Annotated in this window: 11 protein-coding genes; 5 read left to right on the top strand and 6 right to left on the bottom strand. The window is 68.2% G+C overall.

Going from position 1 to position 24,920, the window contains the following annotated elements:
- From pks13 to ACKY0X_RS21545, 4 genes are all read left to right on the top strand, one after another.
- The gene (gene pks13 / locus ACKY0X_RS21560) at positions 1-5,346 is read left to right on the top strand and encodes a polyketide synthase Pks13 (RefSeq protein WP_409429734.1); all 5,346 of its coding nucleotides are present in this window, start codon (positions 1-3) and stop codon (positions 5,344-5,346) included.
- A complete protein-coding gene (locus tag ACKY0X_RS21555) occupies positions 5,343-6,896 on the top strand; it encodes an acyl-CoA carboxylase subunit beta (RefSeq protein WP_409427642.1) in 1,554 nt (517 codons plus the stop codon). The genes pks13 and ACKY0X_RS21555 overlap by 4 nt, the downstream gene beginning before the upstream one ends.
- 419 nt (positions 6,897-7,315) lie before the next feature.
- A complete protein-coding gene (locus ACKY0X_RS21550) occupies positions 7,316-8,608 on the top strand; it encodes a PE-PPE domain-containing protein (RefSeq protein WP_409427641.1) in 1,293 nt (430 codons plus the stop codon).
- 227 nt (positions 8,609-8,835) lie between these two features.
- On the top strand, positions 8,836-10,269 hold the full coding sequence (locus tag ACKY0X_RS21545) for an MFS transporter (protein ID WP_409427640.1): 1,434 nt from the start codon (positions 8,836-8,838) through the stop codon (positions 10,267-10,269).
- A 70-nt stretch (positions 10,270-10,339) separates the two neighbouring features.
- On the opposite strand, the gene ACKY0X_RS21540 is transcribed toward ACKY0X_RS21545, so the two are convergent.
- The 6 genes from ACKY0X_RS21540 to ACKY0X_RS21515 all read right to left on the bottom strand — a co-directional run bounded on the left by ACKY0X_RS21540 (position 10,340) and on the right by ACKY0X_RS21515 (position 24,277).
- Positions 10,340-13,504, bottom strand: a complete 3,165-nt coding sequence (locus ACKY0X_RS21540; protein WP_409427639.1) for an arabinosyltransferase domain-containing protein — start codon at positions 13,502-13,504, stop codon at positions 10,340-10,342.
- A complete protein-coding gene (locus ACKY0X_RS21535; protein WP_409427638.1) occupies positions 13,501-16,761 on the bottom strand; it encodes an arabinosyltransferase domain-containing protein in 3,261 nt (1,086 codons plus the stop codon). Before ACKY0X_RS21535 ends, ACKY0X_RS21540 begins: the two co-directional genes overlap by 4 nt.
- A 163-nt stretch (positions 16,762-16,924) precedes the next feature.
- Positions 16,925-20,149, bottom strand: coding sequence for an arabinosyltransferase domain-containing protein (locus tag ACKY0X_RS21530; protein WP_409429733.1), 3,225 nt, complete (start codon positions 20,147-20,149; stop codon positions 16,925-16,927).
- Positions 20,146-22,023: a galactan 5-O-arabinofuranosyltransferase gene (locus tag ACKY0X_RS21525; RefSeq protein ID WP_409427637.1), complete on the bottom strand. Its 1,878-nt coding sequence runs from the start codon at positions 22,021-22,023 to the stop codon at positions 20,146-20,148. Before ACKY0X_RS21525 ends, ACKY0X_RS21530 begins: the two co-directional genes overlap by 4 nt.
- Positions 22,024-22,129: 106 nt before the next feature.
- On the bottom strand, positions 22,130-22,894 hold the full coding sequence (locus ACKY0X_RS21520) for a decaprenylphospho-beta-D-erythro-pentofuranosid-2-ulose 2-reductase (RefSeq protein ID WP_406756719.1): 765 nt from the start codon (positions 22,892-22,894) through the stop codon (positions 22,130-22,132).
- The gene (locus tag ACKY0X_RS21515; protein ID WP_409427636.1) at positions 22,895-24,277 is read right to left on the bottom strand and encodes an FAD-binding protein; all 1,383 of its coding nucleotides are present in this window, start codon (positions 24,275-24,277) and stop codon (positions 22,895-22,897) included.
- A 77-nt stretch (positions 24,278-24,354) separates the two neighbouring features.
- Between ACKY0X_RS21515 and ACKY0X_RS21510 the strand changes: the two genes are divergently transcribed.
- Positions 24,355-24,903, top strand: coding sequence for a hypothetical protein (locus tag ACKY0X_RS21510; RefSeq protein WP_233428711.1), 549 nt, complete (start codon positions 24,355-24,357; stop codon positions 24,901-24,903).
- The last annotated feature ends 17 nt before the right edge of the window (positions 24,904-24,920 follow it).

The raw sequence follows: 24,920 nt of genomic DNA, 5'->3' as shown, positions 1-24,920 counted from the left end.
ATGACCGGCGACGGCGACGACGCAACCCTGCGCGGCACCAGCCGCACCGACCTGACCGTCGCCGACATGCGGACCTGGCTACGCGACTGGGTGGCCAAGGCCACCTCGCAATCGCCGGACAAGATCAACGAGACCGCCCCGCTGATCGAACTGGGCCTGTCGTCGCGTGACGCGGTGGCGATGGCCTCCGACATCGAGGACTTCACCGGCGTGACGTTGTCGGCGACGGTGGCGTTCCGGCACCCGACGATCGAGGCGCTGGCCACCGTGATCGTCGAGGGCGAGCCGGTGCTGGAAAACGGGGCCGACGATTCCGAGGACTGGTCGCGCGACGCCGACGTCGCCGACATCGCGGTCGTCGGCCTGGCCACCCGCTTCCCCGGCGACATGAACTCCCCGGAGGAGACCTGGGAGAAGCTGCTGGCGGGCTTCGACGCCATCACCGACTTGCCCGAAGGGCGCTGGTCGGAGTTCATGGAGGAGCCCCGGGTTGCCGAACGCGTCAAGAAGGCGCGCACCCGCGGTGGCTACCTGTCTGACATCAAGGGCTTCGACGCCGAATTCTTCGCGCTGTCGAAGATGGAAGCCGACAACGTCGACCCGCAGCAGCGGATGGCGCTCGAGCTGACCTGGGAGGCCCTGGAGCACGCCCGCATCCCGGCCTCGAGCCTGCGCGGCCAAGCGGTCGCGGTCTACATGGGTTCGACGAACGGCGACTACCAGAACCTGGCGCTGTCCGACCCGAGCATCACCCACCCGTATGCCATCACCGGTAACTCGAGTTCGATCATCGCCAACCGGGTGAGCTACTTCTACGACTTCCGCGGGCCGTCGGTCACCGTCGACACCGCCTGCTCGTCGTCCTTGGTCGCCGCGCACGCCGGTGTGCAGGCACTGCGCAACGGCGAGGCCGACGTGGCGCTGGTCGGCGGCGTGAACGCGTTGGTCACCCCGCTGGTGACGGTCGGTTTCGACGAGGTCGGCGGCGTGCTGTCGCCCGATGGCCGGATCAAATCCTTCTCGGCCGACGCCGACGGCTACTCCCGCGCCGAGGGCGGCGGCGTGCTGGTGCTCAAGCGGGTGGACGACGCGCGTCGCGACGGCGACCAGATCCTCGCGGTGATCGCCGGATCCGCGGTCAATCACGACGGCCGGTCCAACGGCCTGCTGGCGCCCAACCCCGACGCGCAGGCCGCCGTGCTGCGCAAGGCCTACAAGAACGCCGGTATCGACCCACGCACCGTCGACTACATCGAGGCGCACGGCACCGGCACCATCCTGGGTGACCCGATCGAGGCCGAGGCGCTGGGCCGGGTGGTCGGCCGCGGCCGCGCCGCGGACAAGCCCGCGCTGCTGGGCGCGGTGAAATCCAACGTCGGACACCTGGAGTCGGCCGCCGGCGCGGCCAGCCTGGCCAAGATCGTGCTCGCCATGCAGCACGACAAGATCCCGCCGTCGATCAACTACGCCGGACCCAACCCCTACATCGACTTCGCCGGCACCCACCTGAAGGTCGCCGACACCGTCAGTGACTGGCCGCGCTACGGCGGCTATGCGGTCGCCGGGGTGTCCGGATTCGGCTTCGGTGGAGCCAACGCGCACCTGGTGGTGCGCGAGGTGCTGCCCCGCGACGTGATCGAGCGTGAGCCGCAGCCCGAAGAGCCCGTTGTAACCGAGGTGGCCGAGCCGGCTGACGAATTTGCCGAGCACGAAGCCCCGCGCTTCGACGAGTACGGCGAGTTCATTGCACCCGAGAGCTCGCACGGCTTCGGCGACGAGCCCGAGTACGAGCTGCCCGGCCTGACCGAGGAGGCGCTGCGGCTGCGGGATGAGGCGCTGGCCGAGCTGGCCGCCGAAGAACCCGTGAAACCGCTGATCCCCCTGGCGATCTCGGCGTTCCTGACCTCCCGCAAGAAGGCCGCCGCGGCCGAGCTGGCCGACTGGATCGACAGCGAAGAAGGCCGGGCCACCCCGCTGACCTCGATCGGCCGGTCGCTGTCGCGGCGCAACCACGGCCGCTCGCGCGCCGTGGTGCTCGCCCACGACCACGACGAGGCCATCGCCGGCCTGCGCGCGGTCGCCGAGGGCAAGCAGAAGCCGAACGTCTACTCCGCCGACGGCCCGGTCACCAACGGGCCGGTCTGGGTGATGGCCGGCTTCGGCGCGCAGCACCGCAAGATGGGCAAGAACCTCTACCTGCGCGACCCGATCTTCGCCGAGTGGATCGAGAAGGTCGACGCCCACGTCCAGGACGAGCGCGGCTACTCGGTGCTGGAGCTGATCCTCGACGACTCGCACGACTACGGCATCGAGACGTCCAACATCGCCATCTTTGCCATCCAGATCGCGCTCGGTGAGGTGCTCAAGCACCACGGCGCCCGCCCGACCGCCGTCATCGGCCAGTCACTGGGCGAGCCGGCATCGGCCTACTTCTCCGGTGGACTGTCGCTGGCCGACGCCACCCGGGTGATCTGCTCGCGCGCACACCTGATGGGTGAGGGCGAGGCCATGCTGTTCGGCGAGTACATCCGGTTCATGGCGCTGGTCGAGTACTCCGCCGAGGAACTCAAGACTCTGTTGTCCGCGGTCCCCAACCCCTATCCCGGCCTGGAGGTGTGCGTCTACGCCGCCCCCAGCCAGACCGTGATCGGCGGTCCGCCCGAGCAGATCGACGAGATCGTCGCCCGCGCCGAATCCGAGGGCCGCTTCGCCCGCAAGCTGCAGACCAAGGGCGCCGGCCACACCTCGCAGATGGACCCGCTGCTGGGCGAATTCTCCGCGGAGCTGCAGGGCATCGAGCCGCACACCCCGAACATCGGCATCTTCTCGACCGTGCACGAGGGCAGCTACGTCAAGCCCGGCGGCGAGCCGATCCACGATGTGGACTACTGGAAGAAGGGGATGCGACACAGCGTCTACTTCACCCACGGGGTCCGCAACGCCGTCGACAACGGCTACACCACCTTCCTGGAGCTGGCGCCGAACCCGGTCGCGCTCATGCAGGTGGGTCTGACGACGGCCAGCGCTGGTCTGCACGATGCCCAGCTGATCGCCACATTGGCCCGCAAGACCGACGACGTCGACGCGATGACCATGGCAATGGCCCAGCTCTACGTCTACGGCCACGATCTCGACTTCCGCACCCTGTTCCCGCGTGAGGTCGAAGGTCCGGTCAGCCCGGCGGAGTTCGCCAACATCCCGCCGACGCACTTCAGGCGCAAGCCGCACTGGCTCGACGCCCGCTTCTCCGGCGATGCCACCGGTGTCATGCCCGGCTCGCACGTCGCGACCCCGGACGGTCGGCACGTCTTCGAGTACGCCGGTCGTGGCGAGACTGACCTGGCTGCCCTGGTGAAAGCCGCTGCCGCAACGGTCATTCCGGACTCGACTCTGGTGGCCTCCGAACAGCGGGCGGTGCCCGGCGAGGGTTCTCGCCTGGTGACGACGCTGACCCGGCACCCGGGCGGCGCCGCCGTGCAGGTGCACGCGCGCATCGGCGAATCGTTCACGCTGGTCTACGACGCGCTGGTGTCGCGTGGCGGCGCAGCCGGGGTGTTGCCGGTCGCCGTCGGTGCGGGCACCGCGGTAACCGAGTCCGCTACGACTTCCGTTGCGCCCGTTGAACAACAGGTCGACGACGCCGCGATCCTGCACGACAACCTCACCGCCGGTGCCGGTTTGGCTGCGGGCTTTGCCAAGTGGTCACCGGAATCCGGCGAGACCATCGCGGATCGGTTGGGCACGATCGTCGGCGGCGCCATGGGCTACGAGCCCGAGGATCTGCCGTGGGAGGTGCCGCTGATCGAACTTGGTCTGGATTCGCTGATGGCGGTGCGGATCAAGAACCGGGTCGAATACGACTTCGACCTGCCGCCGATCCAGCTGACCGCGGTCCGCGATGCGAACCTCTACAACGTCGAGGAAATGATCCGCTACGCGGTCGAGCACCGCGACGAGGTCGAGGCGCTGCACGAGCACCAGCAGACCCAGACTGCCGAGGAGATCGCCGCCGAGCAGGCCGCGATCCTGGCGGCGGCCAAGGCGGCGGAGAATGCTCCGGAGGCTCCCGCGGCACCCGCTGCATCGGAACCCGCTGCGGCACTGCCGGCTTCGGACATTCCGATTCCGCCGCCGCCCACCAACCCGGCTGGGCCCGCGATTCCGCCGCCGCCAACGGATCCGTCCGGACCGTCGGGGGTCAGCACCAAGACCGCCGCCGCAGCGGCTGCCAAGGTGCTCACCCAGGAGGCGGTGACCGAGGCGCTGGGCGCCGACGTGCCACCGCGTGACGCCGCCGAGCGGGTCACGTTCGCCACCTGGGCGATCGTCACCGGGAAGTCGCCGGGCGGCATCTTCAACGAACTGCCGACTCTCGATGACGACACCGCGACCAAGATGGCCGAGCGGCTGTCCGAGCGTGCCGAGGGCATCATCTCGACCGACGACGTGAAGTCGGCGACCACCATTGAGGCCCTGGCGACGATCGTCCGCGATCAGTTGGAAGACGGCGTGGTGGACGGTTTCGTCCGCACACTGCGCGCCAAACCCGAAGGCTCGAACAAGGTTCCGCTGTTCGTGTTCCACCCGGCCGGTGGCTCGACGGTGGTCTACGAGCCGCTGATGAAGCGCCTGCCCGCCGACACCCCGGTCTACGGCATCGAGCGGGTGGAGGGCTCCATCGAGGAGCGTGCCGCCGAGTACGTGCCCAAGCTGCTGGAGCTGCACGATGGGCCGTTCCTGCTGGCCGGCTGGTCGCTGGGCGGGGCGATGGCCTACGCGTGTGCGATCGGGCTGAAGCAGTCCGGTGCCGACGTGCGCTACGTCGGGCTGATCGACGCGGTGATGCCCGGCGAGCCGATCGACCAGAGCAAGGAAGGCATGCGCGCCCGTTGGGACCGCTACGCGCGGTTCGCCGAGCGCACCTTCAACGTCGAGGTTCCCGAGATCCCTTACGAGGAGCTGGAGAAGCTCGACGATGAGGGTCAGGTCCGCTTCGTGATGGATGTGGTGTCCCAGAGCGGGGTGCAGATCCCCGGCGGGATCATCGAGCACCAGCGCACGTCGTACCTGGACAATCGGGCCCTGGACACCGCCGAATACCAGCCCTACGACGGGTATGTCGCGCTGTACATGGCTGACCGGTATCACGATGATGCCATCGTGTTCGAGCCCGCCTATGCGACCCGCAAGCCCGACGGCGGCTGGGGCGAATACGTCAACGACCTGGAAATCGTTCCGATCGGGGGCGAGCATGTTCAGGTGATCGACGAGCCGTACATTGCCAAGGTGGGCGCCCACATGAGTGAGGCGATCAACCGGATCCAAGCCGAGAGCGAGAGCGCGTGAGTAACAAGACCACCGCCGAACTGCTGGCCGAGCTCCGCGAAAAGCTGGAGCTGGCAAAGGAACCCGGCGGTGAGGCGGCCGTCGCCAAGCGTGCGAAGAAGGGCATCCCGAGCGCTCGCGAGCGCATTCATGCGCTGCTGGACCCGGGCAGCTTCTTGGAGATCGGTGCGCTGTGCAAGACCCCCGGTGACCCGAATGCGCTGTACGGGGACGGTGTGGTCACCGGCCACGGCCGGATCAACGGTCGGCCGGTCGGTGTGTTCAGCCACGACCAGACCGTGTTCCAGGGCTCGGTCGGCGAGATGTTCGGCCGCAAGGTGGCCAAGCTGATGGAGTGGGTGGCCATGGTCGGCTGCCCGATCATCGGCATCAACGACTCCGCGGGTGCGCGTATCCAGGACGCGGTGACGTCGCTGGCCTGGTACGCCGAGCTGGGCCGGCGCCACGAGATGCTGCGCGGCCTGGTGCCGGAGATCTCGATCATCTTGGGTAAATGTGCTGGGGGGGCGGTGTATTCGCCGATCCAGACCGACCTGTTGGTGGCCGTGCGCGATCAGGGCTACATGTTCATCACCGGACCGGACGTGATCAAGGACGTTACCGGCGAGGACGTCAGCTTCGACGAGCTCGGTGGTGCCGACGTGCAGGCGCAGCGCGGCAACATCCACAAGGTGGTCGACGACGAGGCGGCGGCGTTCCAGTACGTGCGCGACTATCTGTCGTTCCTGCCGGCCAACCACTTCGACGACGCGCCGATCGTCAACCCCGGTCTCGAGCCGGAGATCACCCCGCACGACCTGGAGCTGGACTCGATCGTTCCGGACGCGGACAACGTGGCCTACGACATGCACGAGATCCTGTTGCGGATCTTCGACGACGGTGACGTCTTCGAGATCTCCGAACAGCGCGGGCAGGCGATGATCACCGCGTTCGCCCGGGTCGACGGGCATCCGGTCGGGGTGATCGCCAACCAGCCGATGTTCATGTCCGGGGCGGTCGACACCGAGGCCTCCGACAAGGCAGCCAGTTTCATCCGCTTCTGCGACTCTTACAACCTCCCACTGGTTTTCGTCGTCGACACCCCCGGCGCCATGCCCGGGGTCTCGGAGGAGAAGAACGGGATCATCAAGCGCGGCGGCCGGTTCTTCAACGCGATCGTCGAGGCCGACGTGCCGAAGGTGACGGTGATCATCCGCAAGGCCTACGGCGGTGGCTACGCGGTGATGGGCTCCAAGCAGCTGTCCGCGGACCTGAACTTTGCCTGGCCCACGGCCCGCATCGCGGTGATCGGCGCCGACGGCGCGGCCCAACTGCTGGTGAAGCGCTTCCCGGATCCGACCGCGCCCGAGGTGCAGAAGATCAAGCAGGACTTCATCGACGGCTACAACGAGAACATGGCGATCCCGTGGACCGCTGCCGAGCGGGGCTACATCGACGCCGTGATCCAGCCGCACGAGACCCGGTTGTTGCTGCGTAAGTCGCTGCGTCTGCTGCGGGACAAGCAGAACTTCCCCAAGGTGCAGCGCAAGCACGGCCTGCTGCCGATCTAGTCGGTAACTCCCCGGCGGTTGCGGCAATTCCGCGCCCTCGGTGAATGGGTATCGGTGTGGCTACCGACCGACGGAGTTGTTGTCTAAGTGTGCTCACCGACAGTCAGTTGTGCTGTCGCTCAAGGGAATTTGCCAAGGCTCACGGGACTGGCATCATGCCCACGCTTGCCTGCGGCGAACCCTACGCGTTCACCACACCTGCCCGGGCAGTACATCTAGCGCGCCTCGCCGCTTAGTGATGGCTCAGGGAGCGGCCGCGTGGGGCGATCTACGTTCTCAGGGTCGGCCGGTTCTTGCTGGTGGCGCTGGTTTCCAGATTAGTGAACCTGAATTTGACATAACAGAGTGTGATTGAAATCATTCAGGTCCGGCAGCGCCCCACTCATGTGCGGCCTCGAGAATCTGGCGAGGAATTATCGATGTTTGATGCGGTCTCGGCACGGTCCAGTCACTGCCAGTCCGGCCTGCGAGCTGCACTGGCTGCCGCGGTCCTGGCTGCAGGTATTGCCGGTGCTCCCCAGGTTTCGTCGTGGACTTCGGCTCCCGACCATGCCGGGGTGCTGCTGTCCGCTGCTGAGGGCGGCTCGCTCGCCAATTCCGGCATCGCGCTGATCATGGGCCCCAGCATGATGCCGACGCCGAGTGAGCATTACGCCGAAACCGTGAACGACCTCTTTCTGCAGCCGAACGGGTTCGGTGGCCAGCTGGAGGTGCTGACCACTCCGCAGGAGGCCTACCTGCTGGACGAGTCCATGGCCAAGGGCGCGAAGGCCCTGACCGACCGAGTGCTGACCTTGCTCGATGAAGGCAAGGTGGACGAGGACCACCCGGTGACGGTCTTCGGTTACTCGCAGAGCGCCGCCCTGACGACGCTGGCAATGCAGCAGCTCGACGAGGCCGGCGTGCCGAGCTCGGCGGTACATTTCGTATTGATCGGTGACTCGGCGAATCCGAATGGCGGTCTGCTGGTCGGATTCTCGGACATGCCGGGCATCACCGCCAATCTCGCGGATCAGGGCGTGACGCTGGGCAATCCGACTCCGAATGACCTGTACCCCACCAGCATCTACACCTTGGAGTACGACGGCTACGCCGACTTCCCGAAATACTTCCTGAACCCGCTGTCCAGCCTGAACGCAATCATGGGCATGGCCATCCAGCACATTGCATACCTGGGCTTGACTCCCGAGCAGATCGCGGACGCCGTCCTGCTGGAGTCCAGCCCGGACAGCATGATCAACTCCTACGTGATCCCCAGCGAGTACCTCCCGCTGCTGTACCCGCTGCTGTTCGTCCCGATTACCGGAAAACCCATCTATGACCTGCTGGAACCGGTCACGCGCATCCTGGTGAACCTGGGTTACGGCAACATCGATCACGGGTGGAACGACGGCCCGGCAGATGTCCCGAACATGGCGACCGAGGACATGCCGAACCTCGACTGGAGCGAGGTCAGCAACGCGCTGTTTACGGCGACGATGACCGGCGTGGGCGCTTTCGTTGCCGACCTGTTCGACCCGCAGACATACGTGGAAGTCGACATGCTCGACAACCCCGCGCTGGACGGGTTACTCGCAGCTATGGCCGGCGTGGGCGTCGCGGCTGGCGACGACCCGACGGTGGACGAGATGCTCAACGGTTTGACCAACATGATGTGGGAGTCGCTGGTCGGCCAATACCTGGACCCCGCTTACTGGGAAGCCGCGTCCTAGTCTCGGACGGATAAGTGTTGCGTAACGCTTCAGCAACACCAGTCACTTCTGTAGCAAACCAATTATCGTTTACCCCAGGCGATCCCATGATGGGCCGGCCGCCGAGGTTCCGATTGTGCGGGGCCGGAACGTGATTCCGGCTGCCCGGATCGCCGTGCGAACCGTCGGAGGCCTGACGAGGGGGTCGACGTGTGTACTGGCAGCGGATGCCCTAGCGGCGAGGCGCGATGAGCCTACTACTGCCGGCCAGGCCGTCGGCGCCGGATACGCGGAAATCTCGAACCGCTCCAGATGACCAAAAACGACTGCTGCGCAAAGCAATTGCAGCCTCAGCAATCGGCAACGCGACCGAATGGTATGACTACGGCGTCTATGCCGTCGTGGCGACCTATCTGACCGAAGCCTTCTTTCCGGACACGCTCGGCAACCTCGGGACCATGTTCGGCTTCGCCGTCTCTTTCGTGCTTCGGCCGCTGGGTGGCATGATCTGGGGCCCGATCGGAGACCGGTTCGGGCGGAAGTCTGTGCTGGTTGCGACCATCCTGCTGATCGCAGTGGCGACGACGCTGATCGGCGTCTTGCCCACCTATGCCACCGCGGGGTGGTGGGCGCCTGCGCTGTTGATCGCCCTGCGGGTGGTGCAGGGCTTCTCCACCGGTGGTGAATACGGCGGCGCCGCAACGTTTATGGCCGAAAGCGCGCCCGATGACAAACGCGGGGCCTATGGCAGTTTCCTGGAGTTCGGCGCGGTTGGCGGCTTTGTGCTGGGCAGTGCCGTCGTGTTGGTGCTGGAGGCGATGCTCAGCCACGAACAGATGGCCGCCTGGGGCTGGCGTATCCCCTTTCTGCTGGCCCTGCCATTGGGCGTGCTGGGGTTGGTGCTGCGCAGTCGGATGCCCGAGACGCCGGTGTTCGCCGAATGCGTCGCCTGCGACGCGATCAAGGGATCGGCCTGGGACCGATTGGTCGACCTGCTGACCAACTACACCCGACCGATCCTGGTGACGTTCGCGCTGCTGGTCGCGCTGAACATCATCGACTACACCCTGGTGACCTACCAGCCGACCTACCTGCACGCCTCTGTCGGCCTCGACGAGCGCAGCAGGACGGCTGTGGTGCTGATCGGGGAGCTGGCCATGATGGCCTGTATTCCGTTCGCCGGCGCCTGGTCGGACCGGATCGGTCGAAAGCCACTATGGCGTGGGTCGCTGATCGGGTTCATCGTGTTGGCATTGCCGATGTACTGGCTCATGGGCCAGGGATTCGCCTGCGCGCTGGTCGGATTCACCGTACTCAGTGTGCTGTTCGCTGCACCGCTGGCGACTGTGGCGGCGACGTTCCCGGCGATGTTCCCCACCCAGGTGCGCTACGCAGGCTTCGCGATCGCCGACAACGCGGCGGTCGCGGTCTTCGGCGGCACCGCACCGGTGCTGGCCGACTCGGTCATCGAACACACCGGTTGGCAGCTCTTTCCGGCGGCATATCTGGTGGCCGCCGCGGTGCTCGGGTTGGTCGCCCTGCGGTTCCTGCCCGAGACCCTCGGGTGTTCCCTGCGCGGCACCGGCATCCCCGGCGTGCAGGGCGAACTCGAGCGAGAGCTCGCTGCCGTCATCGCGAAGCAAGCCGACGGGCTCCGCGAGCGTGCACAGAGTGACGCGTGACACGCGTGTCGGCGTGCGGACACGCACGCTCGCAAGCGGGAGAGGTACCCCCAGCTCGCGGGAACGGAGGCTAGGCCTTGATCCGGATCTGGCCGGGTGACCACCAGCCCGAACGCGTAGCGCTGCCGAGGTCCAACTCCGCGGGCGTGGCCGGGGTGATCACCTCGAACTGACGCAACGAGCCCCAGTCGCGGCCCCAGTCGTAGTTCAGGTAGGTGGCCATCACGTGGGCGCGCAGCAGCATGTCGGAGATGCCGAGCAGCCCGCCGTTGACCCCGTCCTGCCAGGTGTCGGTGTCCTGCTTCTTGGCGTTGTAGTCCGGGGTGATCCGGTACTCGGGCACCTCGGTGACCCCATTGGCGTGCAGCATCGGGTGCTGGCACGGGAAGGCCAGGCCCACCGCCCAGTCCAGCAGCACCGGCCGTGAAGAGCCGATGTACTCCTGGATGGTCTTCACCTCGGGCAGCCGTGGCGGGGTGAACGCGATCCAGTCCCGCGGGTTCAGCGACTTGTCCACGGCCACAATGCGTACCGCGACGGCGTCGGCAGGGATCTGTGCCCGCGGGTAGCGCAGGTTGCGCCACATCCGCGGCCACTCGCCGAACAGGTCGTAGGGCACCAGCCGTCCGGCGGCCACCGGAACGCCGTCGGGCCCGGGGACGCCGTACTCCAGCTGCACGTCCTGGCCGGTGGTGTAACCCTTGAGCACGCTGTTGCCGGCGATGGTGCCCGCTGCGGTCACCGCCACCAGCGGGTGCCCGTCATCGGCAGGGGGCAGCGCGTACCAGGCCGACGTCAGCTTGGACTCCTGCTGACCGTCGGTGCTGTAGCTGCCCGCCAACGGAATCCGGGCCGGGTCCAGGCCATAGGGGAGCGGCACGGTCGAGCCGTTAATCCCGGCTGCCTTCAGCTTCTTCGGGGCGTCCCAGTCGTAGTCGGTGCCCGGTTGGGTGATTGGCATCCGCAGTGCCTCGGCCACCACCTTCTCCGGTACCCCGCTGGCGGTGAAGCCCACCGGATCCACCCCGCCCAACGGGCCGAGCTCGCCGTACTCACCGGGCAGCGGCGTCAGCGCCCCGTCGTTGGGGTCCGGCTCCACCAGCACGTTGTCGGCCAGCCCGCAGCCGCCCACGAACGCCCGCACGTTGGCCAAGCCGTTGGAATAGGTCGGGTATTCACGGATGATCCCGGCCACCATCGAGGCGACGAACACGCAGACCATGAAGCCGGCCGCCACCGGAATGGGTGCGGCGGTCAAGGCGCGGGCCAGCCGGCCCTCGCCGCGATCACGCGGCGCGAAGTGCAGCCAGGCCGCCCAACCGGCCGCGACGGCGAACATGGCGAACAGGATTGTGCTGACGGTGATCCCGCCGATGCGCGGCATGTCGGCGTTGAACGGCACGCCATAGCTCGAGACGTACCACCAGCCGTTGGTGGTGGCGAAACACAACGCCAGGATGAACAGCACCGCTGCCGCGAACGCCATTCGGTTTCTGGACCATTTCACCACTTGTCGCGATACCAGCACCGTGGTCAGCGCCGCCATCGCTCCGGCCACCGCGGCGAACAGCCCGAAGTGGTGCACCCACTTGGTGGGTGCGAACATCAGCGAGAACATGGTCGCCAGGATTACGCCCATCAGCCGCCACACCGGGCCGCTGGCGACACCGGGAACACGCTTGCGCCGCAACATGATGAACATCGCGGTGAACAGGCACAGCGCGCAGATCAGGAAACCGAACCGCCGCGACAGTGACCCGTCGACGGTCGGCAGGATCAGGTAGTAGTAGCGCAGGTTTTCGGTGTACCAGGCCTGGCTGGGGCCGATCGCGGTGCGAACCCTGGTGGCTTCCAGCACGGTACGGATGGTCTGGTCGGAAAAGACGACGGTCAGGATGACCGCGCCGGCGGCCAGCAGCGGTGCCACCAGCGGCCAGGTGCCGTGAATCTGGTGGCGACGCACCAGAATCCGCAGCAGCGGACGGCCGCCGGCCAGCAGCGCGGCCACTGCGATCAGCCCGGTCGGTTGGATGCCCAGGGTGAAGGCCGCGCAGATGATCGCCAGCGCCGCCGGCGTGAGCCGGCTGGAGATGATGGCCCGTTCCACCAGCACCCAGGTGATCAGCGCACCGACCGCGATGATGCCCTCGGGGCGCAGGCCGTTGTTGAACGGCATCCATGCCGCCAGCAGCACCAGGCCGGCCGCCCACAGGGCGGGCTTGCTGGCCGCCACCGCCGGGCCGAATCGGGGCAGCACCTCGCGGCTCAGCAGCAGCCAGCACACCAGCCCCGCGACCAAGTCCGGCAGCCGGATCCAGATGCTGGCGTCGGAGACGTGCGTCATCAGCGCCAGCAGGTTGTAGTACCAGCCGAACGGGTCCTCCGGGCTGCCGAACCACCGGAAGTAGTTGCTCATGTAGCCGGCGTGGTCGGCCACGCGGGCCATCCCCAGGATGTAGCCGTCGTCGGAGGAGTTCGCGCCGATCACGTACCAGAGCACGAACCCGAACACGACCGCCACGTCGGCCAGTGAGAAGAACCGCCACCGGCTCGGGATCAGCCGGTGCATCCGGTGGCCGTCGAGCCGGTCCAGGCGCCACAGCGCCAGCACCGCGATCACGGTGGCCAGGATGGCGGCGTAGATCGCGGCCCGCTTGAGTGCCGTGGGCTTGGTGGAGAACCGGGTGTCGATGTCGGCGGTCAGCGACAGCCCGGCCGGCGCGGGACCGGCCAGGTCGGTGAACACGCCGACGATCTGCGGGCGCAGGTTCGGGTCGGGCCAGCCGTAGCGCTGGGTGATCCCGCCGATGGTGGCGAAGGTTCCGGCGTGCGACGAGGTGACCTCGATGTCGGTACAGCCGGGGCCTTCCACCTTGGACCGCGGCGCGGTGGCCAGCACCACGTTGCGGTCGGTGACGTCCACCCGTTTCTCGGTGACGGTGATGAACAGCCCGTTGAGCGCGGCGTCCTTGCCCTTGGCCGGCGCGGTCGCCAGCAGCGTGCCGCCCTCGGCGGGCAGTGCGCGCACCAACGCGCAGGGCGCCTTCACCGTCATCGAGATCGGGGTCTGCGAGATCAGCGGTGCCGTCACACTGCTCAGCTCGCCGTGCTGCGGCCAGTTCAGCGTGGCGGTGGTCTGCACCACCGGCAGCAGCGGGGTGGCCACCGACAGCAGGAAGCCCACCAGGCCGGCGACGACGGCCACCCAGCGGGTCAATTTAAGGTCGCGCGTCATGGCAGTGCTCGAATCGGTCCGGGCCGGCTCCAGCCGGTAACAGTGACGGTCCCCTGCTCGATGACGGCGTCGGGCGCGTCCTTCGCGGGGATCAGACGGTGATAGGCCTCCACCGCACCCCAGTCGCGATACCAGTCATTGCGCAGGTAGGTCGGGACGGTGGTCGTCCACAGCATGGCCTGGGTGATCATGAACGGTCCGCCGTCCTCGGCCGACTGCCACAGGTTTGACGATGCCGCGGTCTGCTTGTGATCGGGCATGATCCGGTACTCCGGCAGTTCGGCGATGCCCAGGTGCTCGGTGAACGGCCGCTGGCACGGGAAGTTCGCCGCGACGGCGATGTCCATCAGCACCGGGGTCTGCGAGCCCATCAACTCACTGATGGTCTTGACCACCGGCACCCGCGGCGGGGTGAAGGCGATCCACTGCTCGGTGGACAAGTTCGGGTCGTTGGCGACGATGCGCACCACGTCGGTGCCCGGCGGCGCCCACGCCAGCGGGAAACGCAGGTTGCGCCAGGAGTTCTGCGGCCCGATGTCGATCGGTTCGGTCTGCCCGAGCGCCTTGAACGTGCCGTCGGGATTGCTGGCGCCCCACTCCAGGTTCAGCGGCTGGCCGTAGTCGAGCTTGCCGTCTTCGCCGTGCGACCAGATGGCGCCGGCGGCGGTGACCACCACGATCGGTGCCCGGGTGGCGGTGCGGTCGGGCTCCGGCAGCCGGTACCAGACGGAGGTGGCGTGCGCGGCGACCTGCTCCTTGTAGGAGCCGAGCACCGGGGTGACGGCCGGGTCCAGGCCGAACGGCAGCGCCACCCGGGAGCCGTTCACGCCGTCAGGGGCGTCGTCGGGGATCTTGCCGCCGGCGGTGCCCGCTGCGTCACTCTGGTTGGCGCTGGGCTTGTTCGGGGAGGCATCGGCGTTGGGCACACCGGGCTTGGCAATGACGGCCAGCGAGGTGAGGTCCTCGTCCACGGCGTTGGGGTCGAAGCCGTACGGGTCGGAACCACCCAGCGGGCCGAGCTCGCCGTAGGTCTGTCCGCTGACGGGTTGCAGCAAGCCGGCATTGACGTCGGGTTCGGCCAGCACGTCGTCGGCCATGGCACATCCGGCCAGGCCGGACATCAGCGCGTCGGCGTTGGCCTTGGCGGTGGTGTAGGCGGGGTAGCGTCCCGCGGCGGCCTTGGCCATCGAGCCGACCATCAGCAGCACCATCAGGCTGGCGACGATCAGCAGCGGGGTGGAGGCCAGGATCCGGTTGCGCCGGTTGGGCGTCACCTCGGTGTGCCCGGTGTAGTCCAGCCGGAAGTGCTGCCAGCCGGCCAGCAGGCCGGTGGCGATCGATGCCGCCAGGAACATCGACGTCACCGGGCGGCTGGCGATCACCGGCGGGATGTCGAACCACGGCACCCCATACCCGCCGACGTAGAACCAGCCGTTGACCCCGGAGGTCGCCACGGCCACCAGGAACAGCAGCGCGGTCACATACAGGGTCATGTTGCGTCGGCTGTGCAGCCCGACGCGGGCGAAGGTGAACGCGGTGAGCGCCGCCAGCGCCCCGGCCAGCCCGGCGAACCCGCCGAACTGCACCGCCCACTTGGTCGGGGTGAACGTCAACAGCAGCAGGCCCACCGCGGTGGAGCCGATCAGCCGCCAGGCCGGGCCACTGGCCACCCCGTTGATCCGGCCGCGCCGCAGCAGCACCACCAACATGGCGAACATGCAGAACAGCAGGACCAGCACGGCGAACCGGCGGGTCAGTGAGGCGTCGACGTTCTCTTCGACGGTCAGGAAGTAGTACCGCAGGAACTCCTGGTACCAGGCGATGGTCGGACCGACCACGTACTTGATGCGGGCCGATTCGGCGACCGCGGCCAGGGACTGAGACCGGCAGACCACCACGGCGATCACCGAGGCGGCCGCGGCCAGCACGGCCAGCGGCGCGAGGAGGCCGTCGGTGGCTCGCCGCTTGCGGATCACCGCCTCGATGGCCCGGGAGCCGGTCAGCAGCGGGGCCAGTGCGATCAGTCCGTGCGGCGCCAGCGTGACGGTGAAGACCGCCACCAGGACCGCCAGCGCGGTGGGCACCAGCCGGCGGGTGGCGATGGTGCGTTCCACCAGGACCCAGACCACCAGCGTGCCCAGCGCGATCAGCGGCTCGGGGCGCAGGCCGTTGTTGAACGGCAGCCACGCCGCGGCGAACATGGCCGCGGCGGTGAACACCGCCACCCGGTTACCGGAGAGCCGGCCCAGCCGGGGCAGGATGCGGCGGCTGATGATCAACCAGCAGGCCACACCGGCCAGCGTGGCGGGCAGGCGCATCCACACCCCGGCGGTGCTGATCGTGCTCAAGTGGCCGAGTAGCGATGGGTACCAGTCGAACGGGGCCTCGGTGGTGCCGAAGAACCGGTAGTAGTTGGCCACATAGCCGGCGTGCGCGGCGTTGCGCGCCATGGTGAGGTTGTAGCCGTCGTCGGATGAGATAGCGCCGATGACGTGCCACAGTGCGAGCGTGCCGATGACGCCCGCGTCGGCGAGTCGGGTCACCGCGTGAACCTTGGATCTGGCGCGCCGACGCCGCGGTCCGTCCAGTACTGCCAGCGCGACGATCGATGCCAGCACCGCCAGCACGCCGAGCGTCATCGCGGCGGTCTTGAGCATGGTGGGTCCGCTGATGAACCGGGTGTCGACGTCGATGCGGGCGTTCAGGCCCGGCTGCGGGCCGATCTCCAATTCGGTGAAGACGCCGCCGATCTGCGGCTTGTTCTCCGGTGGCAGGGTGCCGGCCGCGCCGGGGATGCCGACGAAGTCCGCGCCGACGCCGCCGGCCCCGGCCCACAGGTGCAGTTCGGTGCAGTCGGCGAGCTTGCTGCGGGGGGCGGCCGCGGCCACGTGGTCGCGGTAGGCGGCGAACACCGCGGTCTTGTTGGCCCGCACGAATAGGCCGTGCGCGGTGGCGTCGACGCCACCAGCCGGCACGGTCGACAGCACCAGTCCGCCCTTTTCGGGGAGGGTGGCCATCGCCGAGCAGGGAATGGTGATGTCCAGGCTGCGGGGCGCACCGGACACCAGCGGCGCGGTGACGTCGCTGACGTGGCCGTTGGCGTTGAGCCCCTGGGGCCAGGCGATGGTGGCGGTGGTCTGTTTGACCGGGAGCAGCGGGGTGATACCGCACAGCAGCACGCCGGTGAGGCCGGCCAGCACCGCGATCAGCCGGGCGATCCGATGGCGCTGCTTGGGCTGGTCGTAGGTGGAGGACACGAGCCCTGATGCTATGCGACGGGGTCAGCCGGGCGGGGAACCCGTCCCGCCCGGCGCCCAACACGTTCGGGAGTGCTCCAGCCGCCGCGAGTGGGAATCTCACGACATGACACGCCGATGGCGCGTCGTGAGATTCCCACTCGGCGACGCAGATCAGTGCAGATCAGTGCCGCAGTGGCGCCGGGCTCCACAGCCCGGAGCGCACGGCGGTGCCCAGATCCAGATGTGCAGGTGTGGCCGCGGGGTAGTACGGCGTCAACTGCTGCAGGGCACCCCAGTCGCGGAACCAGTCGTGGTTCAGATAACTGGGCACCGTGGTCGCGCGCACCAGCAACTCGGTGATGCCCAGGGGGCCACCACCGTTGTTGTCCATCACCGGAGAGTTCGCCTCGGCGCCGAAACGGTCCGGCAGGATCCGCCACTTCGGCACCTCGGTGACCCCGTTCTGGTGACCGAACGGGCGCTGGCAGGGGAACGCCAGGCCGACCAGCCAGTCCAGCAGCACCGGGTCTTCGGAGCCCACCACTTCCTGCAGGGTCCGCAGCTGCGGGACGCGCGGCGGTGTCACCGCGATCCAGTGCTGCGGGGCCAGGTCGTCGTCGCGGACCACCAACCGGATGCGGGTGGCCTCGGCCGGGATCGCCGACATCGGCGCGCGCAGGTTGCGCCAGGCCGGGACCGCGCCGATGTCACCGAATTCCACCGTCCCGCCCGGCTTGTCGTTCGCGGCGCCGGACTCGGTGGCCCACTGCGCGGTCACCTCGCCGCGGTCGAAGCGGCCCGCGGCCGCCACCACCAGCAGCGGTCCGGCGTTGGCGCGGTCGGCCGGCAACCGGTACCAGGCCGAGCGCAGCAGCGCGGGCACCTGAATACCCGCGCGCCAACTGCCCAGCACCGGTACCCGGGCCGGGTCCAGCTTGTAAGGCAGTCGGGCTCGCGAACCGTTGACACCCTCGGCGGCGGTGGTACCACCCTCCGTGCCGGCCTCACCGCCGGCGGTCTGTGCGTCGTCGTCGGCCAGCCGGCCCAACCCGGGCGGGCCGATCACCTGGTCGGCCGAGACGTCGGCGGGAATCCCGTTGGGGGTGAACCCGACCGAGAACGTCGCGCCCAGGGCCTCGTCGACGGGGGAGTCGATCGGGGTGAGCATTCCGGCGGTGGGGTCCTGTTCGACCAGCACGTCGTCGGCCAGACCGCAGGTTTTGCCTGTCAGCGCGCCCAGGTTGGAGCGGCCCACCGTCCACGCCGGGTATTGGCCGAGCATCGAGGCGGTCAGCGACACGACCTCGAACACGATCAGCATCCAGGACGCGATCGCCAGCGGGTAGCCCGACAGCGCCGCCCAGCGCGGTCGCCGCTCGGCGCCATTGGTGAAGTGGAACCAGGCCGCCAGCAGCGCCGCCGACACCGTCAGCCCCACGCCCATGGTGGCGAACGCCAGATGCCACTTGGGGAAGGCGTTCGACCACGGCACGCCGAAGTTGGACACGTACCACCAGCCGTTGACGCTGGCGAACGACAGCGCCGTGATGAACAGCACCACCGCGGTGAACAGCGTCCGATTGCGCCTCGAGTGCATCGCCGCGGCACCCACCGCGACGGCGGCCAGCGCCCCCACCGAACCGGCCAGCCCGGCGAACACACCGAAGTGATGCGTCCACTTGGTGGGCGTGAACATCAACGCGATGAACGAGATGATGGTGATCCCGATGATGCGCCGGCTCGGTCCGGCCGCCGTGCCGGGAATCCGGCCCTTGCGCAACGCCATCGCGACCGACACCGCCAGCGCGAGACCCAACGCCAGCACCGGGAACCGGCGCGCCACCGAGCCGTCGGGGGTGGCCAGGAACAGCCGCTCGTACCGGACGTGCTCCTCGAACCAGGCCAAGCTGGGCCCGACCGCGGACTTCAGCGTGCTGGCCTCGATCTCGCCGGCCAGGGTCTGGTCGCGGAAGATCACGATCGCGGTGATGCTGACCGCCGCGGCAATGGGTGCCAGCAACGGCGCCAGCCCGAACTGCTTGGAGCGCCGGTGCAAGATGGTGCGCAGCGGACCGATCGCCACCAGCAGCGCACCGATCGACGCGATCCCGGTCGGCCCGGAGAACAACGTCATCGCGCCGATGATGCAGGCGATCGCCAGCGGCAGCAGTCGGCTGGTGGCCACCGCCCGCTCCACCGAGCACCAGGTCGCCAGGATGCCCAGCGCGATGATCGGCTCGGGACGCAGGCCATTGTTCAGCGGCAGCCAGAACGCCAGGAACATGCCGGCCGCCGTCCAGGCCGCCGCCCGGCTGTGCTTGACGGCGTGGCCTAGGCGCGGGATCACCTCACGGCTGATCAGCCACCAGCAGGCCAGCGCCATAGCCAGGGTGGGCAGCCGCATCCAAATGCTGGAGGTGGACACGTGCGACCACACCGCGAGCAGGTCGTAGTACCAGCCGAACGGCGCCTCGGGGGTGCCGAACCAGCGGTAGAAGTTGGCCATGTAGCCGGCGTGCTCGGAGATCCGCGCCATGGTCAGGATGTAGCCGTCGTCGCTGGTGTTGGCGCCGACGAAGTGCCACCAGACCAGGACCAGGGTGACCAGCGCATCCAGCGGCGAGGCCGACCACCAGCGGGCCGGCAGGAAGCGCCGGTGCCGGGTGCCGTCGGCGGTGTCCAGGATGTGCAGGGCGATCAGCGCGACGATCGTCAGCGCCACCCCGAGGATCATTGCGGCCAGCTTGAGGGGAGTGGGCGCGCTGGAGAAGCGGGTGTCGACGGTGGCGGTGAAGTCCAATCCGTCGGGCGCCGGGCCGGACAGGTCGGTGTAGACCCCGACGATCTGCGGGCGGAAGTCGTAGCCGCTGCGGGTGCCGGTCAGCGGCGAGCCGGGCTTTTCGGCGTTGGGCCCGTACTTGAGGCCGACGAACTCGGCGGTGACCCGGTCGGCGTGCGCGGTGAAGGTCAGCTTCTGACAGTCCGGGCCGAGCACCGCCGACAGCGGCGCCACCACCACCGGCACGTTGCGCACCACCAGGACCAAGTCATCGTTGACGCGCTCGATGAGCAGTCCGCGGTCGACGGCCTTGGGGGCTTGCTTGGGCACCGTGGACAGCAGCACCGAGCGGGCCGGGGTGAGGCCGGCCGCGGCCTGGCACGGCACGCTGATGTCGAGGTCGGTGGCGACGTAGCCGATCAGCGGTGCCTGCACGCTGGCCAGGGCACCGTTCTGCGGCCAGTTGAGTTCGGCGGTGGTCTGCTTGACCGGTAACAGGGGGGTGAGGATCGCCAGTAGGGTGCCCAGCACGCCGGCGACGACGGCGACAGCCCGAGCGATCCGGAAGTCGGCGCGCGTATCGGTCACGGACCAGATGCTATCGGTGTGCTCGACGGCGCCCGTCAGGTGCGGATGGCAAGCACGAACGGGCCGATCTTCTGCACGTGGAACTGCGGCCCGGCGAACAGGGCCGCATCGAGCTCCACGGTGTAGCGCCGCACGTTGGGATGGTTGGGGTAGACGTCCTTGGCCAGCCGCAAGCTGTAGCTGTCGCCCGCGCCGGCCCGCATCAGAAATACCGTCGGCGCCGGCCACGCCAAGTCGTCGAGCGCGTGGGTGAACTGCTCGGGCGTCTCGAGCTTGGACCAGGCCTCGATCGCGGCGGCGCGCGCGGAGAACTGCGCCAGCGGGTTGGCGTAGTGCGGCGTCAGCCCTTGGAAGCCCCAATAGGGGTAGTAGGACAGAAAGCTGTAGTCGGCGGTGAGCACCACGGTCTCGTTGCGCGGCTTGCCGGTGCTGGCGGTGATGGCGGCGTCAATGGCCTCGTAGTACTTCGCGGCGCCCGGTGCCCGCCTGTCGCCGCGGTCGCCGTGCCCGTCGGTGTCGGTGTAGGCGACGGTGATGTCGGGCCGCAGCACCTCGGGAATGTCCTGGCTGAATGCGATCGCCCCGGCCAGCCCCACCGTGGTCGCGACCGGATAGACGATGGTGTGCCAGCCCTGCGCGGCCCGGCCGAGCGCCTGGGCCCCCTCGATGAAGCCGAATACTCCGGCCGTGGCCAAAAGCACCGTCAGCGTCGACTGGAGCCGGAAGCTCAGCAGCGTGGTGAGCGCCAGGGTGGACAGCATCGACAGCAGCGACCACAGGTAGACGCCGACGACGCCGATCGCCAGCGCCCCCGCCCGGGTTGACGTGGTGGCCCGCGCCACCAGCCACAGCGTGCCCAGCAGGCACAGCGCTCCGAGCAGCGTGAACTGCAGCATCGGGAAGCTCAGCTCGGCGCCGTCGCCGGGCAGGTAGTGGAAGGCGCTGCGAGACTCGCCGGCCGGATGGTAGAGCGCCTGGCGCAGGTAGGGCGTCCAGGTGATCGAGGCGATGGCCGCGGCGATCACGCCGATCACCGCCAGCCGGCCCAGCGGGCTCAATGCGGCTTTGGCGCCGGCGCGTTTGACCGCACGCGACGCCGCCAACAGCAGCGCCATCAGGGTCACCGTGAACGCGGTGTAGGCCACCAGCAAGGTGTAGAAGGTAGCGGCAAAGCCCAGGAAGACCCCGGCGCCGAGGATGGCCCCCCAGCCGCGGCCGGACGCCCGCAGGCCCGACCAGGTCAGGATCAGCACCGGCGGCAGCAGCACGGTGATCATCGCCGCGTAGGGCTCCGGGGAGCTGTAGGCCAGCGTTACCGCCGCCCCGGCGAGGGTGGCCAGCAGCGCGTACTCGAAGCGGAGCATCTTGTTCCACAGCACCAGCGCGACCGCGACGGCCACCGCGATCGAGGTGATCGCCCACGGCTTGTACATCTCCCAGGCCGGCAGCCCGGTCCAGGCCGCGGCCCGCCCGCCGAGCCAGAACCAGCCCGGCGGGTAGAACGGCGGCAGACCGAGATAGGTCATGTCGGCCAACGCGGGACTGTCGGTCAGCCGGGTCAGGTATTCGGTGCGGAACTGCTGGTCCACCGAGATCCCGAACAGGTAGAGCTTGGTGGCGCCCAGCGGCATCGCCAGGGTCACCACCGAGAACGCCGAGACGAACAGCACCGCGGCGATCCAGCCCACGGCACGCCGACCGCTCCGCCATAGCCACCCGGCGGCGGCCAACCCGGCCAGGCAACAGACCTGCCCGACGGTGGTCAGCGCATGCAGTTGGTTCGACGACGGATATGCGGGCCACTGCACCCGGGCGATCGCCATCAGCGCGACCACCGCGACGACGACGGCGAGTGCGGCGGCCAGCAGCATCTGGCCGACGGTCTTGAGTGAAGTGGTCAGCGCGTTACGCATGGTGAGCACCCCGGCTCGAGTGTGCGGTTTGGTGTGTACGAAGGCGGTTCTGCCGACCAAAACGCACACTCGATGAACGCGACCGGGGCAAGGTGCCGCGCATGGGCTAGATCGGCAACCGGCGGAAGATCGCCCGCGGGACGTGCCGCAGCACCATCATCACGTAGCGGAACGCCCCTGGCGCCCAGACGATCTCCTTGCCCTTGGCGGCCGCGGCCACAGCAAGTTCGGCGACGTCTTCCTTGTCGACGGTCAACGGCGCCTCTTTGACGTGCGCGGAGAACCGGGTGCGCACCTGGCCGGGCCGGATCACCAGCACCCGCACGCCGTCTTCGCGAAGCGCCTCGCCCAGGCCGAGGTAGAAGCCGTCGAGCCCGGCCTTGGTGGAGCCGTAGACGAAGTTGGTGCGGCGCACCCGTTCACCGGCCACCGAGCTCATCGCGATGATCTGCCCGAAGCCCTGGGCGCCCATCTTGCCGGCGAGCAACACGCCCACCGATACCGCTGCGGTGTAGTTGATCCCGGCGACCTGCACGGCCTTGGCCTGGTTGTGCCAGAGTTCCTCGGCGTCGGCGTCCATACCGAACGCCACGATCGCCACATCTATATCGCCGCCCGAGAACGCCGAGTCGATCATCGCCGGGTGGCTGGCGGTGTCCAGGGCGTCGAAGTCGACGATCCGCACCGACTTGGCGCCGGCCGCCTCCATCGCGGCCACGGCGCCGTCGCGGCCGGGGTCACCGGGCAGGCAGGCCAGCACCACGCTGGCCGAGGCGTTGCGCAGGTAGCGTGCACAGATCGCCAAACCGATCTCGGAGGTGCCGCCCAGCAGCAGAATCGACTGGGGATTTCCGGTCGCGTCGAACACCATCTAGAGCAGCTCCAAACGTCGGGCCATATCGGAGGCGAAGATCCCGTCGGGATCCACCTTGCGCCGCACCGCGATCCATTCGTCGATCCGCGGGTACATGGCGTGGAAATTCTCCGCGGTGGTGCGGGAATCCTTGGCGGTGTAGAGCCGGCCGCCGAACTCCATCACCCGGCGGTCGAGTTCGTTGAGCAGCTCGTTGACGCCGGGTTTCATCGGGAAGTCCAGGCACACGTTCCAGCCGGGCATCGGGAAGCTCAGCGGAGCCTCGTTTCCCGGTCCGAACAGCTTGAACACGTTGAGCGCCGAGTAGTGCCCGCTGGCCTGGATGTCGATGATGATGCTCTTGAATTCCTCGACGGCCTCGGTGGGCACCAGGAACTGGTACTGGGCGAAGCCGGCCGGGCCGTAGCCGCGGTTCCACTCACCCAGCAGGTCCAGCGGGTGATAGAACTGCGTCAGGTTCTGCACCTTGCCGCGATAGTGGCCACCGCGGCGGTAGTACAGCTCACCGATGGCGCTCAGGCTCAACTTGTTCATCAACCCGTTGGGGAAGACGTCGGGTACGGTCATCAACTGCGGTGCGTCGAACTTCAGCGGGTTGCGGGCCAGTTTCTTGGGCAGCTCGTCGCGCAGGGCCAAGCGCCCGCGGGTGATGGTGGCGCGGCCCAGTTTCGGCGGCGGGCTGATCGCGTCGAACCACGCAGAGGAATAGGTGTAGTTGGCTTCGCTGCCGTCGCTGTGGAAGGCGATGGTCTCATCAAGAGTGGTGGTGTTGTCGCCGTCGTTGATGAAGTACGCCGTCTCGGTCGGCGTCATGGCAATCGTGGCGCGCAGGATGATCCCGGTCAGACCGTTGCCGCCGACCGTGGCCCAGAACAATGCTGCCTCGGGGCCGTCCGGGGTCAGGTGCCGCACCGAACCATCGGCGGTCAGCAGCTCCATCGACACCACGTGGTTGCCGAAGCTGCCCTCACTGTGGTGGTTCTTGCCGTGGATGTCGCAGGCGATTGCGCCACCGATGGTGACTTGTCGAGTCCCGGGCAGCACCGGCACCCACAGCCCGAAGGGCAATGCCGCCTTCATCAGCTGATCCAGGCTCACCCCGCCGTCGACGTCGACGAGACCGCGGTCAGAGGAGATCGAGTGGATCCGGCTCAGCGCCGTCATGTCGATCACCAGGCCGCCGCCGTTTTGGGCGTTGTCGCCATAAGAACGGCCCAGGCCGCGGGCGATCACGCCCCGGCTTCCGGAATCGGCGGAGCGAGCCACCGCCTTGGCGATGACTTCGACATCCGGGGTCGACAACACCTGCGCCACGCTTGGCGCGGTGCGGCCCCAGCCGGTGAGGCGGCGTGGTGTGGTCTGCAGCTCGGTGCTCAACATCGCACATGAGGGTACCGTCAACGCGCCGGATCCCGGTTCAGCGTGACTATTCGCAGCTGTGCCGTTACGATCGCGCAATGCCTGAGACTCCTGCGAGCGAATCCTCCTCTGCCAAGCCCAAGACCGCGGGTTTTCCGCAATCTTCCACTCCCGCACCGGCCTTGTCGGTGCCCACGATCGCCGCGTTGGCGCTGGCCGTGATCGGCATCGTTTTGGCTATCTTCGGTTGGTTCCACCCGTCGACGAGCCAGAAGTTCTCCGACGACCAGCGCGCCGAGGCCAAGGGCAAGATCTGCGAGGCGCAGGGCGTCGTGCGTCAGGGCACCCAGTTCAACACCAACCTGCAGAACCCGGTGCCGGGCGACCTGGCCGGTGACCTGGCGGTGGGCACCAACGCGCGGCTTTCGCTGTTCGCCGGTGGCGCCTTCCTGCACCAGAACCTGGAGGCCAACCCGGCCACCCCGGCCGACCTGTCGAAGGCCGTGGGCGACATGGCCGACACGCTCGAGGCGCTGAGCATCAACTACCTGGCTGGGCACTCGCCCGAGGACGCCGTCCAGCAGCCGCTGCGCGACCAGCTGCGCGGTCAGATCGACGTCCTGGACAACCTCTGCCAGCAGCAGTAATTCAGCAGCAGTAACTC

It is taken from the genome of Mycobacterium sp. SMC-11, assembly GCF_046250095.1.
Taxonomy (GTDB): domain Bacteria; phylum Actinomycetota; class Actinomycetes; order Mycobacteriales; family Mycobacteriaceae; genus Mycobacterium; species Mycobacterium heraklionense_A.
This window is presented reverse-complemented; position numbering and strand designations above follow the sequence as displayed.

Excerpts from the sequence above, each read along its gene's own strand:
- ACKY0X_RS21515 (WP_409427636.1), bottom strand. The coding sequence starts at position 24,277 with ATGTTGAGCACCGAGCTGCAGACCACACCACGCCGCCTCACCGGCTGG.
- ACKY0X_RS21545 (WP_409427640.1), top strand. The coding sequence starts at position 8,836 with ATGAGCCTACTACTGCCGGCCAGGCCGTCGGCGCCGGATACGCGGAAA.
- ACKY0X_RS21550 (WP_409427641.1), top strand. The coding sequence starts at position 7,316 with ATGTTTGATGCGGTCTCGGCACGGTCCAGTCACTGCCAGTCCGGCCTG.
- ACKY0X_RS21520 (WP_406756719.1), bottom strand. The coding sequence starts at position 22,894 with ATGGTGTTCGACGCGACCGGAAATCCCCAGTCGATTCTGCTGCTGGGC.
- ACKY0X_RS21510 (WP_233428711.1), top strand. The coding sequence starts at position 24,355 with ATGCCTGAGACTCCTGCGAGCGAATCCTCCTCTGCCAAGCCCAAGACC.
- ACKY0X_RS21540 (WP_409427639.1), bottom strand. The coding sequence starts at position 13,504 with ATGACGCGCGACCTTAAATTGACCCGCTGGGTGGCCGTCGTCGCCGGC.
- pks13 (WP_409429734.1), top strand. The coding sequence starts at position 1 with ATGACCGGCGACGGCGACGACGCAACCCTGCGCGGCACCAGCCGCACC.
- ACKY0X_RS21525 (WP_409427637.1), bottom strand. The coding sequence starts at position 22,023 with ATGCGTAACGCGCTGACCACTTCACTCAAGACCGTCGGCCAGATGCTG.